Raw genomic sequence first — 21,130 nt, forward strand, 5'->3', positions numbered from 1 at the left:
CTCGAGCCCATAGGCAATGTGCCGCCCGCAGAAGCCGAAGCCGCATTCCACGCTGCGCTGGAAACGCGCGATGTGGCCGCGTAGCTAACGAACATCGGCCTCCGGCAGACCCGGAGCGGTTCACCTGTCCGCGAACGACTGCTTCGCACTGGTCGCCACCGCCCACCATGCCGATGGTGTTCTTCTGACTGGCGACGGCACCCTCCGGAAGGTGGCAGCAAGCCGGGACGTTCGAGTTCACGGGGTGCTGTGGGTGGTCGACCAACTGCATGCGGGAGGCTTCTGCGAGCCCGATCTCCTGGTCTCAGCGCTCACGACATGGCGAGATGACTCCTCAGTATTTCTTCCGCCCGACAAGATTGAGGCGCTGATGATGGCTGTCAGTGAGGGCATTCCATCGAATTCCTATTCGAATTGAGCTAGTCGGTGGGAATTGGCTCGCTGCGGCGAGTGTGCCTGGTCAGAAAGCCGAAAGGAGCCGGAAAGTGACTATCAGCAGTGCCGAGCGGGAGAGCATTCGGATAGCTCACCTCACCATGATCCAAGGTGTCATAGCGCGCATGGGCTCAAATTCCTTTACGCTGAAAGCGCTCTCTGCAACTTTTGGCAGCGCTTCTGTCGCAATCATGGCGTCTGCAGACAACCCATCTTCGATCTATGCTGTCGCAGCAATTGTGCCAATGGCAATATTCTGGTTCATGGACGCGAAATATCTTCGGCTGGAAAAGGCATATAGGACGCTCTACGACCGAGTCCGAAAAAGTGACGAAATCGAAGCTTACAGCCTCGACGCTCGAGAAATTCTCAAGGACACTCCATCGGCGATCCGGCTTGCGCTGTCGTGGTCTGTGTGCTGGTTTTACATTGCCATATTGCTAGCGCTGGGGGCAGTTTCAGTAATCATTTTAACCAGTGCGGAAGGCGATGGGGCCTGTGTCGTTGGGGAGAGAACTGCCAATGTTTCACTCCTTAGGCTGTGAGGTGGAAAATGGAAAAGCGGAAACATGTATTCATAAGCCATCATCATAATGATGACGAGCATGTCGACAAGTTCACGAAGATTATGAAGTCAAAATCTTACGACGTGCGAAACTCATCTGTTCGAATGAAACCGGCAAACCAACGAAGAATGGAGGAGGGGCGAGTTTCGGACGAAACTATCAAGCGGATTCTCCGAATGAAGATGAACTGGGCAGGCACTGTTGTCGTCCTCATCGGAAAGGAGACACACGCACGCCCCTGGGTCGATTGGGAGATACGGCAGGCAAATCGGCTGGGGAAGCGGATCGTTGGGGTGTATCTTCGGGGCGGCTCTGAGGCGGACGTGCCGGACGCGTTGAACGACTACGGCGCTGCATTGGTGAAGTGGCATCCCGATAGCATCGTCGGAGCAGTAGAGGGCGAAATAAATCGTTTTGAAGACCCGGATGGCAAACTTCGGGTGGCGATTCATGGTGCGAGCACTTCGCAATGCTGACCGAAGCCGCGATCAAGTCTCATGTGTATATGTATGTTGTGGACCGTGACTTCGGGTTTGCGCCGAACCCGTTCCATGGCTCCTGCACTTTGGCGTGTTGCATGTATCGACTGCGATCAACTGCAAGCGTTGGAGACTGGGTATTCGGTATGGGCGGCTCCCGCCTTAAAGCAACGGGCAGATGCATTTTTGGAATGAAGGTTACGCAAACATTAACATTTGAGGAGTATTGGCTATCGGACGAATACGCGGTCAAGAAGCCGGTGCGAAATGGTAGTCGCGCAATGATGATGGGCGACAATATCTACTATCGACCCGACGTAACCGCTAGCTGGCAGCAGGCAAATTCTCATCATAGCTATCCGGATGGCACGCCAAATGAATCAAATGTCCGGAAAGATACAAAGACAAACAAAGTGCTCATTTCAAAGAAATTTGTATACTTTGGTCGAGAGGCACCAGTGGTGCCTGCGGAAATTCTCGAAGGGATGGGTTACGAGAACCGCATTGGCCATAGGAAATTTTCTAGGCAAGAGGCGGCTGAAATCGTAAATTGGTTTCGCGATACTACGCGCGGCGTGGGGCGGTTGATACTGGGCGACCCCTTTGATTTTAGAAACAGCGACGCTCGCTATTCGGCAGAAGGGAACAAGATAATATCATAGGCTACCCCTCAAAGTAGCGGGAGTTGCTGGCTGTTTGATTGAGTGTCGGTGGTGAGATTATACTCGGCTTCGATTTGCCGGATAAATTCAGCTTGCCCCCCATAGCTGGGGTGGCGGAGGGCAATTGGCGACAGGTCACTTGAGGAGAGGCAATATTGGGCGTCGCGCCCGATCGAATATATCCTCTCTGGCCCAATGATTTCCATTACCGCGTCCAATACCCACATAAGAGCGGTTCGTTCAGACGCCGTATGGCACCTATTTGTGAGCGGGCGGCCCTGCTCGTGAGGATGAAGTGGGAAGACATTCCACATAAAAACAGGCTCGCCAACGCGGCTTGCCATCCGCCAGATCACCGTTGATGTGCGTTCGCTCATCACCGGGCCGTGGGTTGATTTCTGAAGTGGGACTCCGCCGAGTAGCGCGCTGTAGTCAGATAGGTGCGCCTCGTCGGTGAGAGCCAATCCCGTCCTTCTTCCACCCCTATAGCCGAGGTCCCGAGCAATCCAAACTGTCCGCACGTTTAGTGTCACGGCGGCGACAAGGGCGGACTTAAGGTTCATTCGCCTAATGCTCGCCGCATCTGCCATGTCGCAATCTTCGCACCTGTCAGAATAAGGATTGAAGACGTTGGGCAGGCGAACATTCGCAATGGCGCAGATGAATGAGTCAATTGAATCCATCTCTCTCATCCGAGTCATGATCTTAGTCTGCGCGTTGCGCCAGGAGGGCGTGTTGGTGCCATTGCGCTACTCTCTCTCGTCCGCTGTAGGCTGCTGCGCGCTGGGCGGGGCAGACGTATCTGTTTGGTATTTCGGGAAGTAGTAGCCACCCGCAATGCCAGCAACAATCGTGAGAACTGCTGCCGCAGTCATCGCGTAGGTTCTTACTTTTTGCAACTCGTCTCGAAGTTCCGAAATGCGTTCTGTTAGCTGGTAGGCTGTAAGGGCTTCCCCTGCGATGCCGTTAACTATGTCGCTCGAAATATGATCCAAGTCATTCGGAATCTTGCCCGTTTCTGTGAATGAGTGTGGAACTTCCGCATCGAGATCGGCAATCCAGATTGAGAAAATTTCATCTCCGTGACGAATGTTGATATGCTTGGGTCCGGCGTTGAATACAGCAAATATGAGATTCCCGGAGTATCCGGGATTAACTTGGAATCCTGAAACATTGACGAGGCCGAGAAACTTCAGGGATGCACGTATCGATATGAAGCCAATCGCTGACTTTGAAATGTATACGCGCTCGTCGGTTAGAATGTAGGCAAACTGACCGGGCTGAATGACAAAAGAGCGCCCCCTGTCAAGCTTATTAGACGTGGAGGAGCCGCTGCCATTTATAAAATACTCGCATCCCACGGATAGTCTATATCCGGCGGCTTCAACTCTACCTTCATCCCAAGGGAAGACTGGGCCCTTCCTGTAGCCCTTTGCGCCTTCGCTCAGCCAGCGCTGTCTGCCCCAGAAGCTCACGCCGCTACCTCACGAAAAATTGGCGTTGTTTAAGTTGCTGCCGTCGCTGGTCGAGCAGTGTCGAAATATTGACGTCGGCCGAGTTGGTCCAGTCAATAAGAAGATTGAATATGTCTTGGTTCGCGCGCCGAGCGGCATCCAAAAAGGGTTCTTGATGGTCAATTTTTTCCGCGCAGTCACAGAAGCGTCCGGAAGCATCTGCAAGAGTTGACAAGAGAGGTGCCCTTTCCGCACTCGGAGTGTGAGCTAGTTCTTGGTGTAGGCAGTTCGCGGCACTTAAGGTTATAAGAATTGCGTCGGTAACAGTTTGCTCAATCGTTTTTTCTTCGCAATCCCCTCTCGCAATCCTGCCTACATACTTGGCAAAATGGAGGGCGTAGTGCTTTAGCCTATCATTTTTGTGCAGCGAAATGACATCAAAATGATATCGAAGGTCGTGTTGATATTGGTCGCGCTGCCATTCAATAAGGTTTTTGTTGTTGTGCATGGTGCACCCTTTTTGCGCGTTCGTCGGGCAGAGATGGCGAAATCAGCCGCAATGGATTCGCTTCTTGTGACTTGGGATACTTGCTCAAGCGCTTAGCGTGGCGTGGTTCCTACTGCACAGTATCCAACGCATCTCTTTCGGGTGCGCCGTCCCTGTCAAGGGACCGATGAGGATTTGCGGAAGGACATTGCGGGCCGCGAGCGACACACAGCTACATACCGACGCTGTCGCGGCCTTCGTTCCTGCGTGAGCTTCGTAGCGAGAACCGCGTCCTTAGCCGCTGAGCGCTGGCTCCGGCGCATCCCGCAGCTTCTCCAGCGTGAAGCCCGAGCCGTAGGCCCCGTCGACCCCACGGCTCAATTCGTGGCCCAGGATGGCGTTCTGGAGGTCATGCGGGGCTCCGGTGTTGCGGAGGGTGTCCTTGAGGCTGTGGCGCAGGCTGTGGACGGTCTGGCGGTTGTTCTTCCGCTCCTCCTTGAGGTGCTTCATCAGGGCCTGGCTCAGGCTGTCGGGGCCGCGGCCCTCGGCATAGCGAGGGAACAGCAACCGGGTGGTGCGGGGCAGGGTGCGGGCGAGCGTGAGGCCGTCGCCCAGCAGAGGCACCCTTCGCTCGCTCCAGGCGTTCTTCAGGCGTCGCCAGGGCTTCGGCTCGATCACCATGTGGGGAACGTCGTCGTCGAGGCGAAGATCGGAGGCTTCAAGGCCCGCCACCTCGGACAGCCTCGCGCCGGTGTGGTGGAGCAGAGTCCAGACCTGCAGGAGTTCCGGTCGGCGGGCGGTCGCGAGGCGGGCATACATCGCGTCGATCACCTCCTTGGGGAGGGGTAGGCGAAGCTGGCGGCGGCTGAGACCCTCTTCGTCCTGCGGCATCGATAGTCCGGAGAACGGCGAGCGCGGGTCGAGGTCGTGTTCCAGCGCCATCAGGCGGAACACCGCGGAGAGGTCGGAGAGGCGGCGCTTCACCGTGATCGGCTTCACGCCGGTGCCCAGCATGTGGTCGCGGATGGCGCGGGCGTCCTGCCGCTTGATCTCGGTCAGCGGGCGATCCTCCTTCAACACTTTCAGGGCGATGGTGCGGACCCGGGCGATGGCCAGTTCCTGCTGGTGGCGCTCGGTCGGGTCATCCTTGCGCCGCTCCGCAAGGTAGAACTCGAACGCCTCGCATAGCGTCGGGGACGAGGGAGCCGGAGGCTTTCGAGGAGACGTCTCCTGCGGCAGCGGCAGAGGGACCGCCGCGAAAGCCTGACAGGGGCGCAAATCCGGTAGGGCGCGCAGACGGCGGTGACCGCGGATCAGGGATTCGGCGAAGGCGTGGACCTCGGCGTAATTCGCCAGAGCCTCGGCCTGGGTCTTCCCGATCACCCGGGTGAACTCCCGACGCCCGTCGAGAATCGGCCTCACCGTCTGAGGAATCCGCCTTCGATAGACGAAATGTCCCGAACGGCGTTCGATCCGGATGTGGAGGAGGTCGATCTGCAGTCCCATGACGGCCCCGGCTGTGGAGTCAGCGTGTAGGCGTAGGGACTGCAGAACTCGAAATAAGACTTAGCATTCAACATACTAAGCCTGCCTGATGGTGCGGTCGAGAAGACTCGAACTTCCACGGGAGTTACCCCACAGCGACCTCAACGCTGCGCGTCTACCAATTCCGCCACGACCGCGGCCTCATCAGGCGGCGCGTCCTCTAGCACCCGCCGAGAGGCTTGTGAAGACCCCTGCGCGCGCCGCGGCGAGGTTCCTTGCGTCAAGCGATGCAGAAAGTTCGGAGAGGGTCGGGCGCGGACGGCGGAGGAGAGGACGATTGGAGGGCTCCGGTTCCGACCCACACATCGGTTCCGGAGCCCCCGGACCGGCCGGCGCCCCCACGACGCCTCCCGGTCCCCCCCGGCGCCTGCCGCATCCCCCAAGGGACGGCGGCGCCTGTTCGGATCTCGTCCGCCGCGCGATCCGGTCCGTGCCGCGCGCTCGGGGAGCGCCGCGGCGACGCCGGTCCGCGCGTCGTGGGACCTTGATGGAGCGCGGGGCGTGACAGCAGCGTGATGGAATCGCGTCCGGAACGGGGGCATGCCCCGCGCGGCGTTTCTTTTTTCCGCGGGCCGGCGGCGCGTGGCGCCCACGCAACGCTTGCCGCAGGGGCCGGGCGGAGCGATACACCGCCCGCGGCCCGCAGGCGGCCGCGCGGGCAGGGAGCCGCCATGCCGGAGTGGCGCATCAGCGAGGGGCTCGTCCCCTATCCCGTGGCGCTGGAGGAGATGGAGGCGCGCGTCGCCGCCATCCGCGAGGGCCGCGCGGACGAGCTCGTCTGGCTGCTGGAGCATCCGCCCCTCTACACCGCCGGCACCTCGGCCCGGCCCGAGGACCTGCTGGATCCCGACCGCTTCCCCGTCTTCCAGGCGCGGCGCGGGGGCGAATACACCTATCACGGCCCCGGGCAGCGGGTGGCCTACGCGATGCTCGACCTCAACCGCCGCGGCCGCGACCTGCGGGTGTTCGTGGGACGGCTCGAGGAGTGGGTGATTCGAACCCTCGCCGCCTTCGGCGTGACGGGGGAGCGTCGCCCGGGCCGCGTCGGCGTCTGGGTGGCGCGCCCGGAGAAGGCGCCCGGTCCCGACGGCGCGCCGGCCGAGGACAAGATCGCCGCCATCGGCCTGCGCCTGCGCGGCTGGGTCAGCTTCCACGGCGTCTCGATCAACCTCGAGCCGGAGCTGGAGCATTTCTCGGGGATCGTGCCCTGCGGGATCGCCGGCTACGGGGTGACCTCGCTGGCCGACCTGGGGCTGATCGTGTCGATGCCCGAGCTCGACATGGCCCTGCGCGAGGCGTTCGAGGAGGTGTTCGGCCCGGCCGGATGAGGCCGGGCCGCGCGCCCCGCTCAGCGATGCACGGTGATCGCCACGTCATGCGCGCCATCGCCCGAGGCGGCGCCCGAGACGGTGAGAGTGAACAGGTCCACGCCCTTCTCGCTCTGCGCGGAATAGACCACGGTCAGAGTCTCGACCTCACGGCCCGCGCAGGCGCCCTCGGAGGCGGTTCCCATGCCCGCCTGCATCTTCAGCCGGCCGAGGCGGGGCGAGGGCGAGGCGGTCACGCTGGGCAGCGCGGCGGGGGCGCAGCTCGAATCGACGGCGTAGACCGTCAGCAGCTCGGTCTCGTCGTCGGCTTCGAGGGTGCGGGTGATCTCGGCGGCCTGGGCGGCGCCGGCGAAGGCGAGGCCCAGCGCGAAGGCGCCGAGGCCGGCGGCCGGGCGGCGGAGGCGGGTGGCGAGGCGAGGCATGGTCGAACTCCCTTTCGGTCGGAATGCCGGACGCTACCGCGCCGCGGGCGGCCCGGCGAGTCGCCCCTTGGGCCCCTGCCGGGCGGCGTCCCGGGTTGAAATGACACCTGCGGCGTGTTGAATACGAGGGCCAAACCGCGTCCCGGCAAAGGGATTCGGCCGGCGGCCGCCCCGGATTCGGGGCCGAGTCGCCGGGGCGCCGCGACGATCCCGGCCCCGCGGGGGGTGAAAATCGGTGCGGGCGAAACGGTCGCGTGGACGTCGCCGGCGAAATCGGTATGGTCCGCGCAGACTTCGAGACGTCCCTGCGTCCGCATCGCGGGCGGGGGGACCTCTTCAGGGGGACGAGGTTGATCCGGCGGGCTGCATTCGTCGTATCGACCGATGCGGGGCCCGACCGGAACGCGACGGTCCCGCAAACGAGACATTCCCCGGGGCGAGGGAGCCCCGGACCGGGATCGGCGTCGGGCAGGCGCCGTTCCGGCTTGCGGCAGGAGTGCAGACATGGCGGATGCGGCGGCCCACGCGCATGACGACCACCACCCGGGGTTCTTCACCCGGTGGTTCCTCTCGACCAACCACAAGGACATCGGGATCCTGTATCTGATCACCTCGGCGGTGCTCGGACTGATCTCGGTGGCCTTCACCATGTACATGCGCCTGGAGCTGATGCATCCGGGCGTGCAGTACATGCTGATGGAGGACGGCGTCACGCCGAACGGCCATCTGTGGAACGTGATGATCACGGCCCACGGCATCCTCATGATGTTCTTCGTGGTCATTCCGGCGCTGTTCGGCGGCTTCGGCAACTACTTCATGCCGCTGATGATCGGCGCGCCGGACATGGCGTTCCCGCGGATGAACAACCTCAGCTACTGGATGTACGCGGCCGGCTCGACGCTGGCGGTGCTCTCGGTGGTGTCGCCGGGCGGCGACCAGCAGCTCGGATCGGGCGTGGGCTGGGTGCTCTACGCGCCCCTGTCGACGCGTGAGGCCGGCTACTCGATGGACCTCGCGATCTTCGCGGTCCACGTGTCGGGCGCCTCGTCGATCCTGGGCGCGATCAACATGATCACGACCTTCCTGAACATGCGCGCGCCGGGCATGACCCTGCACAAGACGCCGCTGTTCGCCTGGTCGATCTTCGTGACCGCCTTCCTGATCCTGCTGTCGCTGCCCGTCCTGGCCGGCGCCATCACGATGCTGCTGACCGACCGCAACTTCGGCACGACCTTCTTCGATCCGGCCGGCGGCGGGGACCCGGTGCTCTACCAGCACCTGCTGTGGTTCTTCGGCCACCCCGAGGTCTACATGATCATCGTGCCGGGCTTCGGCATCGTCAGCCACGTGATCTCGACCTTCTCCAAGAAGCCGGTCTTCGGCTACCTGGGCATGGTCTACGCGATGGTCGGCATCGGCATCCTGGGCTTCGTCGTGTGGGCGCACCACATGTACACCGTGGGCATGTCCCACACCCAGCAGGCCTACTTCATGCTGGCCACGATGGTCATCGCGGTCCCCACGGGCATCAAGATCTTCTCGTGGATCGCGACGATGTGGGGCGGGTCGATCAGCTTCAAGACGCCCATGCTGTGGGCGCTCGGCTTCATCTTCCTGTTCACCGTCGGCGGCGTGACCGGCGTGGTGCTGTCTCAGGCCGGCGTCGACCGCGCCTACCACGACACCTACTACGTGGTCGCCCACTTCCACTACGTGATGTCGCTGGGCGCGGTGTTCTGCATCTTCGCCGGCGTCTACTACTGGATCGGCAAGATGACCGGCCGCCAGTACCCCGAGACCCTGGGCAAGATCCACTTCTGGATGATGTTCATCGGCGCCAACTTGACCTTCTTCCCCCAGCACTTCCTGGGCCGTCAGGGCATGCCGCGCCGCTACATCGACTATCCCGAGCAGTTCGAGCTCTGGAACCAGGTCTCGTCGATCGGCGCCTTCATCTCGGGCCTCTCGTTCCTGCTGTTCTTCTACATCGTCTGGGTGACGGTCACGAAGGGCGAGAAGGTCACCGAGAAGTCCTACTGGGGCGAGCATGCCGACACCCTCGAGTGGACGCTGCCCAACCCGCCGCCGGCCCACACGTTCGAGACGCTGCCGACCCCCGACATGTGGGACAAGCAGCCCCACCACTGATCCAAGGATCAATCGTGGAGACGAACGCGCCGAAGGCGACGCGAAACGAGACGGCCGGGGGGGAACCTCCGGCCGTCGGCCGTTCCGACGCGCCGATCTACCAGGTCACGCTGTGGCCCCACCGCTCGCTGGGCCGGCGCGGCTACGGGCTGGTGATGGGGGGGACGGCGGCGATGCTGTCGCTGCCGATGATCCCGCTCGCCGGAAGCCGCGCCGCACTGGGGCTGCTGCCCTTCGTGGTCGCGGCGCTGGCGGCGCTGGGCTGGTTCCTGCGCCGCAACGCCCGCGACCTCTCCCTGCACGAGGAGCTGCGCCTGTGGCCGGACCTGGTGGCGGTGGAGCGCCACGAGCCCGACGGCCGCGTGCGCCGCTGGCAGGCCAACCCCCACTGGGTGCGCCTGACGCTGCACCCCCACGGGCGGCCCGAGAACTACCTGACCCTGCGCGGAAACGGCCGCGAGATCGAGCTGGGGGCCTTCCTGAGCCCGGAGGAGCGGGTGGAGCTGGCCGACCAGCTCGAGACCGCCTTCGCCCGGGCGCGCGGGGCGACGGGGTAGCGCACGGGCGGCGGCGAGGGGGGCCTCCGAGGCGGGGCTCGTCGGCTGGCCGCTGCGCGGGGGCGCGACGCGTGTCGCGCCCGGAAGGCCGCTTCGGGAGCTCACCAAAGAACACGGCCGCGCCTGTCCTTCGCAGCCGTCCGTCGCTGAAGATGCCTGAGCGAGTCGCCCGCCGGGGTCAAGGACAAGCCCCCTTCGGGGGTCGCTTCGCGATCCCTGACCCCGGCGGGCGACTCGCTCTTTTCGGCATCAGCGACGGACGGCTCCGAAGAACAGGCGCTTCGCGCGGGCCTGTAGGCGTCGCGCAGGGCGCGCCTGGGGCGGAGCACGGGCGCCTGGGGCGGAGGGCGGCGCGCGTCAGTAGAGGGGGTGGGACTTCTCCTCCATCAGGCGGGAGCCGAGGAGGAGGTTGATCTCGCGCTTCAGGGCGGCGCGGCGGTCGTTGAGCCGGTAGACCGAGCGGGCCAGCGCCACGAAGCCGGGGCCGAACTCGCCCTGCGCCTCGCAGGCGCGCAGGTCGTCCTCGATCGACCACAGGTCGGCGTTCACCTCGCGCAGGGCGTCGGTGAGTTCGTCGAGCTCCGCCGGCGCGGGCAGGGCGGCGTCGCGCGCGGCCACCAGCAGCGCCAGCTCGGTCGTCACGTTGAAGCGGCGCGACGGGTCGGCGATCCGCTCGCACTTGATCTCGAGGATGGTGATCTTGTCGATCAGCTCGCCGGGCGAGATCTCGACCTGCACGCCGATCTCGCCGCGGCCATGGATCGGAGCGCTCACGGCCGGGCCCCCCGCGCGGCGGCGAGGTCGGCGAGACGCGCGGCGGCCTCCTCCAGCACGGCGTCCCAGTCGCCCGGGCGCGGCTGGCGGATCAGGCGCATCGAGGGATGCCAGGGCGTCGTCTCCCCCGCGTGGCCGTAGAGCCAGAACGGCGAGTAGGCGAGCAGGTTCCACACCGGCCGGCCCAACGCGCCGGCGAGATGGGCGACGGCGGTGTCCATGGTGATCACCAGGTCCAGCTCCCGCAGGGTGGCGGCCGTGTCGGCGAAATCCCGCTCGTCCCCCGCCGCGTCGAGGATCAGGGCGGAGGCGGCGGAGCGGCGGAACCCCTCCAGCAGCGGGCCCTTGTAGAGGCTGACCAGCTGCACGCCGGGAATGCGGGCCAGCGGCAGGAACCGCTCCGGCCCGAAGCTGCGCTTGAAATTGGCCTTGTAGGTGACCGAGCCCGACCAGCACACGCCCACCTTCAGCATCCCCTCGAACGGCTGCAGCAGCTTGCGCGCGCGCGAGCGGGAGTCGCCCGGCGGCCGCAGCCGGGGCGAGGGGGGCAGGGCGGCGGCGTCGCAGCCCAGGAAGCGGGGCAGGGCCATCATGTAGGTGACGAAATCGGCCGGCGGGCGGGGGCCGCCGATCTCCGCCAGCTCGTCCACGCCCTCGACCCCCTGGAGCAGGCGCCGGAGGGGCGGCTTCACCGCGAGGATCACGGTCCCGCCCCGCGCCTTCAGGGCGGGAAGGAAGCGGCTCATCAGGAGGGTGTCGCCGAAGCCCTGCTCGGGCAGGACCAGGATGCGCCGGCCCTCCAGCGGCTCGCCGGCCCATTCGGGCTCGGGGTTCTCGCCCTTGGCGATCTCGCCGATCTCCCAGCGGGCCTCGAAGGCGTCGAAGCCGCGGGCGTAGTCGCCGGCGGCGAGCAGCGCCATGGCGCGCTGCACGCGCAGCTCGCCGTCGGCGGGATGCAGGGCGAGGCCGGCCTCGGCCGTGTCCCGCGCCTCCTCGAAGCGGCCCAGCGCGCGCAGGGTGACGGCGAGCATGGCGTGGGCGTCGGCGTCCCCGGGGCGGCGGGCCAGCACCTCGCGGCGGATCTCCAGCGCCTCCTCCAGCAGGTCGGCGTCCTGGAGCGCGTTGCCCAGGTTGTTGAGGATCGCGGCGTCCCCGGGCGCCAGCGCCTGGGCGCGGCGCTGGCAGGCGGCGGCGGCCTGGTGCTCCCCCCGCCGGCGCAGCAGGGCGCCGAGGTTGGTCCAGATCCCCGAATCCCGCGGGCGCTGGCGCAGGTAGGCGCGGTAGGCGGCGAAGGCGGCGTCGAGATCGCCGGCGCGCTGGCGGTCGATTCCCAGCGCCCGCAGCTCCCCCAGCGTGCGCGGCGCCGGGGCGGCGCCCGGGGGCGGGGCGGCCTCCTGGGCCTGACCGGTGCTCTGCGCCATTGGCTCTCCCTCCGCCGACCGTCGCGGCGGGCCGGCCTTGCGCGGCCCATGACGCCGGCCCGGCCCGCGCGTGTCAACACCGCCGGGCGGACCGGAGCCCGCCGTCGCCACCTGTCGGAATGGCGCGCCGCGCGTCCAGGCGCGCGCTTCAAATGCCTGTCCGCGCGCGCTAGAAGGGCGGGTCCCAGCCCTCCCGCCGCCGAGAGGACCGCCCATGACCGACGCCGGAAACGACCGCAAACCCGACGCCGAGGACGATCCGCGAGAGGCGGGGCCCGAGGCGAGCGGGACCGACGCGGTCGACGCCTCCGGCGACGGTCCCCGGCAGCAGACGCCGGCCGAGGCCGCGACGGACGACGGCGCGGCCCCACAGTCCGAGCCCCGGCCCGAGGCGGAAGCCGCGCGCGAGGAAGAGCCGGAGCCCGAGCCCGAAGCCGAGAGCTGGGAGGACGAGTGGTCGCTCGACCCCTCGCTGCCCGCCCGCGCCGCGGCCGCCGCGGCCGAGCGCGACGTCCACGCCCTGAAGCGGCTGGTCGAAGACCTCCACGCCGCCGACCTCGCCGACCTTCTCGAGCAGCTCGGCCACGAGATGCGCGAGGCGGTCGTCCAGGTGCTGGGCGCCGACCTCGACCCCGAGGTGCTGTCCGAGCTCGACGACGACGTGCGCGACGACGTGCTCGCGGCGATGGACCCAGAGCACCTGGCCCGCGCCGCCCGCGAGCTGGACGCCGACGACGTCGTCTACCTGATCGAGGACCTGGACGAGGACCAGCAGCAGAACGTCCTCGAGGCGCTGGAGCCCGTCGACCGGACCGCGGTCGAGCAGGCGCTGAACTACCCCGAATACACCGCCGGCCGCATGATGCGCCGGGACTTCGTGGCCGCGCCCCCGCACTGGACCGTGGGCCAGATGATCGACCACATGCGCGCCCACGACGACCTGCCCGACGCCTTCCACGACGTGGTGCTGGTGGACCCGGCGCTGAAGCCGGTGGCGCTGGTGCCGCTGAGCCGGATCATGGGCTCGGGCCGCGACAAGGCGCTGGTCGACCTCAAGCGCGACCGGATGGAGACCATCGAGGTCGAGGAGCCGCAGGCCGACGTCGCCTACGGCTTCAACCAGTATCACATGGCCTCGGCCCCGGTGGTGGACGACGCGGGGCGGCTGGTCGGCGTGATCCTGATGGAAGACGCCATGGAGGCGCTGGACGAGGAGGCGGAAGAGGACCTCAAGCGCCTGTCGGGCGTCGGCGACGAGTCGCTGTCGGACAAGGTGTGGGAGATCACCAAGCTGCGCTTCCCTTGGCTGGCGGTGAACCTCGGGACCGCGATCCTCGCCTCGCTGGTGATCAGCCAGTTCGACGCGACGATCCAGCAGATCGTGGCGCTGGCGGTGCTGATGCCCATCGTGGCCTCCATGGGCGGCAACGCGGCGACGCAGACGCTGGCGGTGGCGGTGCGCGCGCTCGCCACCCGCGACCTGACGCCGGCCAACATGCGCCGGCTGGTGACTCGTGAAGCGGTGGTGGGCTTCGCCAACGGGGTGATCTTCGCCGTGCTCGTCGCGGTGGTCGAGATCCTCTGGTACGGCGACTACAAGCTCGCCGCCGTGATCGGGGCGGCGATGGTGATCAACCTGATCGCCGCGGGCCTGGCGGGCATCCTGATCCCCATCGCGCTCGACCGGGCGGGCGCGGACCCCGCGCTCGCCTCGGGCACCTTCGTCACCACGGTCACCGACGTGGTGGGCTTCTTCAGCTTCCTGGGGCTGGCGGGGATGGTGCTGATCTAGGGGGCGGTCGGCCGGCGGGGGCCGGCGCGGCGCATCGAAAGGCGCCCTGCGGGGGCGCCTGAAATGGAAGCGCATGTCCGCGAACCGACTCGGTCCGTTGTGCGGACGAAGCGGATCTTCGTCCGGCGGCCGCCGAACGGTAGGTTCGGGCCGTTTGCGACGAGTCGGGGGCGAGGATGGGCGTGAAGTCCGCCGTACCGCAGCGGGGTCGGCGCGTCTTGCACGGTTGCGTCGCTGCCGCTTCAGCAACAGCGACAACTCTTCCAGATCGACTTCTTCATTGGAGTGTATTGATCGGAGCGGGCGAACGCTTCTCATCCGCCCGCTTGCCGAATTACTTGGCTTTCTTTGCGCCCAGCGAGAGGGGCTTCGGCACGCCGGAATTGGCCGTCGCAAGAACCTTGGGTTTCTCCTGCTTCGGCTTCTTCGCTTCCTTGTTTCCGCGCTTGTTGTTGCCTTTGGCCATCACGTCCTCAAAGTTTGCAGAATCGCGCCGGCGACATGCCAGGCCGACTTTTCCTCAGGAAAATCAGGGTTGCCTGATCGGCGTCAGGGCGATGACTTCGGTGAGATACGCAAAGTGCCACATGCAGGCACATTTCGCTTAGAAAAGATATGCGTCCGTACTTGGTCCCGCAAGGTAGGGCATTCGAACTTTAAAGAGCGGCCGCATGGGTCGCCCAGGCGTCCGCCAGCGGACCAATCGCCTGTGTCGATCGTCGGGTTCGACGGACAGCGGCGCTGCATGGCGATGACGCAGCGAAAGTCGGCTCTGGGCTCCAACCAGACCGACGCGCGTCGCACACACGCCCGAAATGGAAAGGGCCCGGCCTTTCGACCGGACCCTCCCACGCATACACTTCATGCTCCCCATCGGGGGGGATGTCAGGGAAGCATGTCGTGGTACACGCGGCTCACGCGGCCGTCGGCATCCACCGCGACCAGATTCTCGCCCACGGCCATCCAGGTGGGGCCCGCGGGCAGGCGGCTGGCGAGCTTCATCTCCACGGGCTTGGCGTTGGCCTCCGGGGGCAGGGGCTCGCCCACGTCCAGCGCCTGCTGCACCGCCTCGGAGGGGCCCGAGCCGCTCGACATCTCGGCGCCCGGTCCATAGACCTCCTGCACGATCTGGGAGATCGCGCGCTCCTCCATGAAGGTGGAGTCGGCGAAGTCGACGGTGACATGGTCCTTGGTGACGCCGTCGGTCACGGTGGTGACGGTCTTGGCGTCGTCGGTCGTCTGCGCCGCGGCCGAGATCGGGGCCAGCGCCGGGGCCAGCGACACCGCGCCGACGGTCATCGCCAGCATCGCGAAGGACGCGCTGCGGGGACGGCGGGCGGCGGTGCGGGTCTTGTTGCTGTTGCGGGCCATGTCAGGAACCCTCCTTGTTGCGGAACTCGGCGGCGTAGGCGTCCGACGGCTCCGGGTTGATCTGCGACGCGTACGGCAGCATCGCGTCGTCCGACGCGGGCGTGCCGCTGAAGGGCGAGGGCTCGAGTTCGCCGCCCCCTTCCGGCGTCACCGGGTCGGCGGAGACCGCGTCTCCGCCGAAGCTGACGATCGAGGCGGTCGCGTCCGCCTGCGGCCAGTCCAGCGCACCGGCGTCCGCAGATGCGGCCGTTGCGGCCAGGATCGCCGACGCGAGGGTCGCGCCGGACAGCAGGTTGGGGATCGTGCGCGGGCTGAGCATGGCCGTCCTCCTGTCGTCAGCGTCTTCGCCGTCGTCACGCGCCTGCGTCGGGATGACCCGGCCCAGGCCGACGGCATGCCCGGAAAGGAGGGGTTGACCTCTTCCCATGCCGGGCTGTCTTGTTCAGCGAGCTAGGACCGACCCTCAGCCCAGCCAAGGGCGTTCCCCAAATGACCCAGAAAACGCCCCGATCGGAGGCTGAGACCATGTCGCAAGGACTTCCCGCAAACATAGACGAAGCCGCGGAAATTCTCGGGCGCGTCGGCTATGTCTGCGGCCGCGATCTCGCCACAGTCGTTTTCCTGTCGCTGAAGCTTGGCCGGCCGCTTTTCCTCGAGGGAGAGGCGGGCGTGGGCAAGACCGAGATCGCCAAGGCGCTGGCCCTCGCGCTCGGCCGCCGGCTGATCCGGCTGCAGTGCTACGAAGGCCTCGACGCCTCCTCCGCGGTCTACGAGTGGAACTTCGCCGCGCAGATGGTCGCCATCCGCTCGGCCGAGGCGGTGGGGGCGGAGGACCGCGAGGCGCTGACCCGCGAGCTCTTCTCCGACGACTTCCTCATCGAGCGTCCGCTGCTGGAGGCGATGCGCCCCCAGCCCGGCGGCGCCCCGGTGCTGCTGATCGACGAGATCGACCGCACGGACGAGCCCTTCGAGGCCTTCCTGCTGGAGGCGCTGTCGGACTTCCAGGTGACGATCCCCGAGATCGGCTCGATCAAGGCCGAGGAACCGCCGATCGTGATCCTCACCTCCAACCGCACGCGCGAGGTGCATGACGCGCTCAAGCGCCGCTGCCTCTATCACTGGGTCGACTATCCCAACTTCGAGCGGGAGATGGAGATCCTGGCCGCCAAGGCCCCCGAGGCGCAGGAGCAGCTGAGCCGCGAGGTGGTGGCCTTCGTCCAGCAGCTCCGCCGCGAGGACCTGTTCAAGAAGCCGGGCGTGGCCGAGGCGATCGACTGGGCCCGCTGCCTGGTGGCGCTCGACGCCGTGGCGCTGAGCCCGCAGGTGATCGCCGACACCCTGGGCGCGATCCTGAAATACCAGGACGACATCGCCAAGATGCAGGGCTCGGAGGCGCGCCGCATCCTCGACGCCGCGCGCAACTCGATGCCCGCGGCCTGAGGGAGGGCTGCGTCATGACCGGCATCGTCACCGGGATCGACCACCTGGTCCTGACCGTCCGCGACATCGACGCGGCGGTCGCCTTCTACGCCCGCGCCCTGGGGCTCGAGGCCGTGACCTTCGCGGGCGGTCGGCGGGCGCTGCAGGTCGGCTCGCAGAAGATCAACCTCCAGACCCTGGGGCAGGAGGTGCGCAACCACGCCTGCATCGGCTCGGGCGACGTCTGCCTGCTGACCGAGACGCCGCTGGCCGAGGTGATCGCCCGCCTGCATGTCGAGAAGATCGCCGTGGTCGAGGGGCCGGTGCAGAAGACCGGCGCCCGGGGGCCCTTCCTGTCGGTCTACTTCAACGACCCGGACGGCAACCTGATCGAGGTCTCCAACTACGCCGAGGCGCCCTGAATGGAGTTCGCCCCGCTCGAGATCCCGCAGGACGGCAAGCTGGCCGACAACATCGTCCATTTCGCCCGGGCGCTGCGCAAGGCGGGCCTGCCCGTCGGGCCCGGCCGGGTGACGGACGCGATCCGCGCGGTCGAGGCGGCGGGCTTCTCGGACAAGACCGACTTCTACTGGACCCTGCACGCCTGCTTCGTCTCGCGCCCTGAGCATCGCCAGGTCTTCGCCCAGATCTTCCGCCTGTTCTGGCGGGATCCGGAGTTCCTGGAAAAGATGATGAAGATGCTCTCGCCCCTGTTGCAGAGCATGGAGACGCCCCCCGCCCCCAAGGACGCCGAGCGCCGCGCGGCCGAGGCGCTGCTGGACGACGCCGCCCCCCCGCCGCCCGCCGCGGAGGAGGAGGAGGGCGAGGAGATCGAGTTCGACGCGACCCTCACCTTCTCGGCCGACGAGAAGCTCAAGCAGACCGATTTCGAGCAGATGACCAACGCCGAGCAGGCGGCGGCGAAGCGCGCCATCGCCCGCCTGACCCTGCCGGTGAAGCCCATCGCCTCCCGCCGCACGCGGCCCTCGGTTTCGGGCAAGCGGCCGGACTGGCGGGCGACGATGCGCTCCGCGATGCGCCAGGGGGGCGACGTCTCGGCCTTCCGCACCAAGGCGCAGGCGGTGCGCTGGCCGAACCTGGTGGCGCTGTGCGACATCTCCGGCTCGATGAGCGCCTACAGCCGGATGCTGCTGCACTTCCTGCATGCGGCGGCGAACGAGAAGGGCGCGGGCTGGGCCAAGGTCCACGCCTTCACCTTCGGCACCCGCCTGACCAACGTCACCCGCCACCTGATGCAGCGCGACGCCGACGCCGCGCTCGCCGCCTGCGGGCGCGAGGCGCAGGACTGGGAGGGGGGCACCCGCATCGGCGAGTGCCTCAAGACCTTCAACCGCGACTGGTCGCGCCGGGTGCTGGGGCAGGGCGCGGTGGTGATCCTGATCACCGACGGGCTCGACCGCGACGACCCCACGCGCCTGGCGGCGGAGGCCGAGCGCCTGCACCTCAGCTCGCGCAAGCTGATCTGGCTGAACCCGCTGCTGCGCTGGGACGGGTTCGCGCCGCGCGCCGGCGGGGTGAAGGCGCTGCTGCCGCACGTGGACAGCTTCCGCGCCGCCCACAACATCGACAGCCTCGAGGCGCTGGCCGACGCGCTCGCCCGCCCCGACGACCACGGCGAGAAGGACCGCCTGATGCGGCTCGTCGAGTAGGGGGCATGTCGATGCGCCTCCGCTACGGGAGGGGGCGCAACGGCGCATTGAAATGCGCCCTACGGACCGACGCGAATTACAGCGACCGGCCCCGCGCGGAGACGCGGATCAGCCGCTCGACCGTCTCGCCGCGCAGGCCGACAAGCCAGTCGTGCAGGTTCACCGTCGGGTCGCAGTGGCCGGGCGTCATCCGCAGGCGGTCGCCCAGCTTCAGCAGGTCGTCGGGGTCGGCGATCTTCGCATGCTCGTCCGAGCAGCCGAGGACCTCGAGCCCCGTGTTGCCGGGATCGGGCAGCAGGATGCGGGGCGGGCCGCTCTCCATCGTCTGCACCTTCAGGCCGGCGTCGCACATCGCCGTGCCCTTGCGCGCCTTCGACATCACCGTGGTCAGCACGAAGAGCGCGTTGGCGAACTCGCCCAGCGCCTGGCCCGGGGCGGCCGTGTCGCGCTGGTAGTCGGCGTCCATGAAGACGTAGCTGCCGCACTGGACCTCGGTCCAGGGGCCGGCGGCCTCGAACTCCCAGCTCCCGGTGCCGCCGCCGGTGACCCAGGGGCAGTCGAGGCCCTCGCGCTCGAGATGGTCGAGGGTCAGGCGCACCCGCTCCGCCGCGGCCGAGATCTTCGCCCGCCGCTCGGACGGGCTGCGGATGTGCTGGGCGACGCCGCAATAGGACTGCAGGCCCGCAAAGCGCAGGCCCGGGGCGGCGTCGACGGCCTGGGCCAGCGCCGCGGCGGGGGCCCCGGGGTCGATGCCGCAGGCGGCGGAGCCCGCGTCGATCTCGACCAGCATCGGCAGCTCGACGCCCGCGTCCTCGGCGGCCCGGCTCCAGGCGGGGACCATGGCGGGGTCGTCGCAGATGACCGTCAGCCGGGCGGTCCGCGCCAGGCGCGCGGCGCGGGCCATCTTGCGCGGATCCACCAGGTCGTTGGTCAGCAGCACGTCGGGCACGCCGCCGCGCACCATCGCCTCGGCCTCGGCCACCTTCTGGCAGCAGACGCCCACGGCGCCGGCCTCGATCTGCATCCGCGCGATCTCGGCCGAGCGGTGGGACTTGGCGTGGGGCCGCAGGGCCACGCCGGCGGCGGCGGCGCGTTCGGCCATCAGGGCGATGTTCGCCTCGGCCAGGTCGAGGTCGAGGACCAGGGCGGGCGTCTCGATCTCCTCGAGGCTCATGCCCGGCAGGGCGGGGACGTCGTAGCCGGGCTCGAGCCCCGGCTCGAGGCCGGGCAGCGGGTCGGAGGGCATGGGCGGGGCTCCCGGTCGGCGTGGCGGTCGGGGCGAGGATGGGCCGCCCTCGCCGCCCCCGCAAGACCGGACGCGGGGCGACGGGGCGTCAGCGCCGCAGCGCCGCGCGCACCGAGGTCTCGAGCTGGTTGAGGAAGGCCGAGCGGTCGGCCTTCGAGAACGGCCGCGGCCCGCCGGTGAACGCCCCGGTCTCGCGCAGGGTGCTCATCAGCTCCCGCTGGGCCAGCGCCATGCCGATCGAGGCCTGGTCGAAGGGCCGCCCGTTGGGCCGGATCGCCCGGGCGCCGGCCTCGAGGCAGCGGGAGGCGAGGGGGATGTCGTTCGTCACGCAGACGTCGCGCGGCCCGATATGCTCGGCGATCCAGTCGTCGGCGGCGTCGGCGCCGCCGGTGACGAAGACCACGTTCACCATCGGGTCCTGGCTGGGCCGGATGCCGCCGTCGGAGACGAGGTGCACCCGCAGCTTGTGGCGGGCGGCGACGCGCAGGGTCTCGTCGCGCACGGGGCAGGCGTCGGCGTCGACGTAGATCTCGGTTCGGGCGGGGGCGGCGGGCTCGGTCATGGGGCGCAGGATTAGGCCGCCCGCCGCCGCATGGGAAGCCCGATCACGATCCGGCGGGGCGGACTGGCGCCGCGCGGCGCCCGGCGCCATCGTGCGGATCTCCCGGATCCCCCGGGCGGAGACACGCATGGGCAGGATCCCGAGCCGCGCGACGCGCCGGCCCCGGTCGAGGGGCCTTCGGGCGGCGCAGGGCCTCGCGCTCCTCGCGGCCGCCTGGCTGGCGCCCGCGCCGCCGGCCGCAGCCGGCGACTGGACCGTCGACCCCGAGGCCAGCCGGCTGGAGGTGGTGATCGACGTGGGCGGCAAGCGCATGGCGGGCGCCTTCGCGACCTGGTCGGCCGAGATCGCCTTCGACCCCGAGACCCCCGACGCCTGCCGGGTGCGGGTGGTGGTGGACGTCGCCAGCCTTTCCTTTCCCGACGGGATGGCCACCGGCGCCGCGGCGGAGCCGCAGTGGCTGGCCGCCGCCGCCCACCCCGAGGCGATCTTCGAGGGCGAGGGCTTCCAGCGCGACGCGCCCGGCGCCTGGACCGTTCACGGCGACCTGACCCTGAAGGGGCAGAGCCGGCCCCTCGACCTCTCGGTCGCCATCGTCACCGAGGGCGACGTGGCGCGGGCGGAGGTCTCGGCGGAGCTGATCCGCACCGACTGGAAGGTCGGCGCGCCGGGGGAGGCGATGGTCGACGCGGCGGTCACGATCCACGCCACGGTGACCGCGGCGCGGGCGGACTGAACGCGCGGCCGTCCCGGGCGCGACGGCGTCGCCGCCCGGAAACGACGAAGGCCGCGGGG

At 67.7% G+C, this 21,130-nt stretch carries 23 protein-coding genes and 1 tRNA gene; 11 read left to right on the forward strand and 13 right to left on the reverse strand.

The genetic code is table 11. The features are described from left to right. Positions 1-485: 485 nt before the first annotated feature. Genes P2H44_RS18435 through P2H44_RS18445 form a run of 3 tightly spaced genes read left to right on the forward strand, consistent with a single transcriptional unit; the run spans position 486 to position 2,142 of the window. Complete coding sequence (locus tag P2H44_RS18435; RefSeq protein WP_275765699.1) at positions 486-980, forward strand: hypothetical protein; 495 nt, start codon at positions 486-488, stop codon at positions 978-980. A gap of 8 nt (positions 981-988) precedes the next feature. Continuing rightward, positions 989-1,477, forward strand: a complete 489-nt coding sequence (locus P2H44_RS18440) for a TIR domain-containing protein (RefSeq protein ID WP_275765701.1) — start codon at positions 989-991, stop codon at positions 1,475-1,477. Next, positions 1,471-2,142, forward strand: a complete 672-nt coding sequence (locus P2H44_RS18445; protein ID WP_275765702.1) for an Nmad2 family putative nucleotide modification protein — start codon at positions 1,471-1,473, stop codon at positions 2,140-2,142. The genes P2H44_RS18440 and P2H44_RS18445 overlap by 7 nt, the downstream gene beginning before the upstream one ends. A gap of 8 nt (positions 2,143-2,150) precedes the next feature. Here the strand turns inward: P2H44_RS18445 and P2H44_RS18450 are convergent, their stop codons facing one another. The 5 genes from P2H44_RS18450 to P2H44_RS18470 all read right to left on the reverse strand — a co-directional run bounded on the left by P2H44_RS18450 (position 2,151) and on the right by P2H44_RS18470 (position 5,765). Further along, complete coding sequence (locus tag P2H44_RS18450) at positions 2,151-2,606, reverse strand: uracil-DNA glycosylase (RefSeq protein WP_275765704.1); 456 nt, start codon at positions 2,604-2,606, stop codon at positions 2,151-2,153. 285 nt (positions 2,607-2,891) lie between these two features. Beyond that, positions 2,892-3,617, reverse strand: coding sequence for a dCTP deaminase domain-containing protein (locus P2H44_RS18455; protein ID WP_275765706.1), 726 nt, complete (start codon positions 3,615-3,617; stop codon positions 2,892-2,894). A 4-nt stretch (positions 3,618-3,621) separates the two neighbouring features. Next, a complete protein-coding gene (locus tag P2H44_RS18460) occupies positions 3,622-4,104 on the reverse strand; it encodes a hypothetical protein (protein ID WP_275765707.1) in 483 nt (160 codons plus the stop codon). Between the two features lie 273 nt (positions 4,105-4,377). After that, positions 4,378-5,589, reverse strand: coding sequence for a tyrosine-type recombinase/integrase (locus P2H44_RS18465; RefSeq protein ID WP_275765708.1), 1,212 nt, complete (start codon positions 5,587-5,589; stop codon positions 4,378-4,380). 89 nt (positions 5,590-5,678) lie between these two features. Beyond that, positions 5,679-5,765, reverse strand: a tRNA-Leu gene (locus P2H44_RS18470). Positions 5,766-6,299: 534 nt separating this feature from the next. Between P2H44_RS18470 and lipB the strand changes: the two genes are divergently transcribed. Then, positions 6,300-6,956 carry a lipoyl(octanoyl) transferase LipB gene (gene lipB / locus P2H44_RS18475; protein ID WP_275765709.1) on the forward strand — a complete coding sequence of 219 codons (657 nt, stop codon included), beginning with the start codon at positions 6,300-6,302 and terminating at the stop codon, positions 6,954-6,956. Between the two features lie 20 nt (positions 6,957-6,976). Here lipB and P2H44_RS18480 read toward each other — a convergent pair whose 3' ends face one another. Next, the gene (locus tag P2H44_RS18480; RefSeq protein ID WP_275765710.1) at positions 6,977-7,378 is read right to left on the reverse strand and encodes a hypothetical protein; all 402 of its coding nucleotides are present in this window, start codon (positions 7,376-7,378) and stop codon (positions 6,977-6,979) included. 504 nt (positions 7,379-7,882) lie between these two features. On the opposite strand from P2H44_RS18480, the gene ctaD reads away from it, so the two are divergent. After that, positions 7,883-9,526 carry a cytochrome c oxidase subunit I gene (gene ctaD / locus P2H44_RS18485; RefSeq protein ID WP_275765712.1) on the forward strand — a complete coding sequence of 548 codons (1,644 nt, stop codon included), beginning with the start codon at positions 7,883-7,885 and terminating at the stop codon, positions 9,524-9,526. Positions 9,527-9,540: 14 nt separating this feature from the next. After that, positions 9,541-10,083, forward strand: a complete 543-nt coding sequence (locus tag P2H44_RS18490) for a DUF2244 domain-containing protein (protein WP_275765714.1) — start codon at positions 9,541-9,543, stop codon at positions 10,081-10,083. 357 nt (positions 10,084-10,440) lie between these two features. Here the strand turns inward: P2H44_RS18490 and P2H44_RS18495 are convergent, their stop codons facing one another. Beyond that, positions 10,441-10,857, reverse strand: a complete 417-nt coding sequence (locus tag P2H44_RS18495; protein WP_275765716.1) for a DUF6165 family protein — start codon at positions 10,855-10,857, stop codon at positions 10,441-10,443. After that, positions 10,854-12,278 carry a tetratricopeptide repeat protein gene (locus P2H44_RS18500; RefSeq protein WP_275765718.1) on the reverse strand — a complete coding sequence of 475 codons (1,425 nt, stop codon included), beginning with the start codon at positions 12,276-12,278 and terminating at the stop codon, positions 10,854-10,856. Before P2H44_RS18500 ends, P2H44_RS18495 begins: the two co-directional genes overlap by 4 nt. Positions 12,279-12,492: 214 nt before the next feature. On the opposite strand from P2H44_RS18500, the gene mgtE reads away from it, so the two are divergent. Then, positions 12,493-14,070, forward strand: coding sequence for a magnesium transporter (gene mgtE / locus P2H44_RS18505; protein ID WP_275765720.1), 1,578 nt, complete (start codon positions 12,493-12,495; stop codon positions 14,068-14,070). 334 nt (positions 14,071-14,404) lie between these two features. Here mgtE and P2H44_RS18510 read toward each other — a convergent pair whose 3' ends face one another. From P2H44_RS18510 to P2H44_RS18520, 3 genes are all read right to left on the reverse strand, one after another. After that, complete coding sequence (locus P2H44_RS18510) at positions 14,405-14,536, reverse strand: hypothetical protein (RefSeq protein ID WP_275765722.1); 132 nt, start codon at positions 14,534-14,536, stop codon at positions 14,405-14,407. A 419-nt stretch (positions 14,537-14,955) separates the two neighbouring features. Then, positions 14,956-15,441 (reverse strand): hypothetical protein, encoded by a 486-nt coding sequence (locus P2H44_RS18515; protein WP_275765723.1) that lies wholly within the window; start codon positions 15,439-15,441, stop codon positions 14,956-14,958. Between the two features lies 1 nt (position 15,442). Continuing rightward, positions 15,443-15,760 carry a hypothetical protein gene (locus P2H44_RS18520; protein ID WP_275765724.1) on the reverse strand — a complete coding sequence of 106 codons (318 nt, stop codon included), beginning with the start codon at positions 15,758-15,760 and terminating at the stop codon, positions 15,443-15,445. 206 nt (positions 15,761-15,966) lie between these two features. Here P2H44_RS18520 and P2H44_RS18525 point away from each other — a divergent pair, with 206 nt between their 5' ends. The 3 genes from P2H44_RS18525 to P2H44_RS18535 are packed head-to-tail and all read left to right on the forward strand — an operon-like array spanning position 15,967 to position 18,530. Continuing rightward, a complete protein-coding gene (locus P2H44_RS18525) occupies positions 15,967-16,881 on the forward strand; it encodes an AAA family ATPase (RefSeq protein WP_275765726.1) in 915 nt (304 codons plus the stop codon). A gap of 14 nt (positions 16,882-16,895) precedes the next feature. Continuing rightward, entirely contained in the window at positions 16,896-17,282 is a 387-nt protein-coding gene (locus P2H44_RS18530) for a VOC family protein (RefSeq protein WP_275765728.1), read from the forward strand. Further along, entirely contained in the window at positions 17,283-18,530 is a 1,248-nt protein-coding gene (locus P2H44_RS18535; protein ID WP_275765730.1) for a vWA domain-containing protein, read from the forward strand. It begins immediately after the preceding gene. Positions 18,531-18,606: 76 nt separating this feature from the next. Here P2H44_RS18535 and P2H44_RS18540 read toward each other — a convergent pair whose 3' ends face one another. Both P2H44_RS18540 and P2H44_RS18545 read right to left on the reverse strand, forming a co-directional pair. Beyond that, positions 18,607-19,776, reverse strand: coding sequence for a DSD1 family PLP-dependent enzyme (locus P2H44_RS18540; protein WP_275765732.1), 1,170 nt, complete (start codon positions 19,774-19,776; stop codon positions 18,607-18,609). An 88-nt stretch (positions 19,777-19,864) separates the two neighbouring features. Continuing rightward, positions 19,865-20,338: a YaiI/YqxD family protein gene (locus P2H44_RS18545; protein WP_275765733.1), complete on the reverse strand. Its 474-nt coding sequence runs from the start codon at positions 20,336-20,338 to the stop codon at positions 19,865-19,867. 127 nt (positions 20,339-20,465) lie between these two features. On the opposite strand from P2H44_RS18545, the gene P2H44_RS18550 reads away from it, so the two are divergent. Further along, on the forward strand, positions 20,466-21,071 hold the full coding sequence (locus tag P2H44_RS18550) for a YceI family protein (protein WP_275765736.1): 606 nt from the start codon (positions 20,466-20,468) through the stop codon (positions 21,069-21,071). The last annotated feature ends 59 nt before the right edge of the window (positions 21,072-21,130 follow it).

Origin of the sequence: Albimonas marina (assembly GCF_029223255.1) — a bacterium.
GTDB lineage: Bacteria > Pseudomonadota > Alphaproteobacteria > Rhodobacterales > Rhodobacteraceae > Albimonas.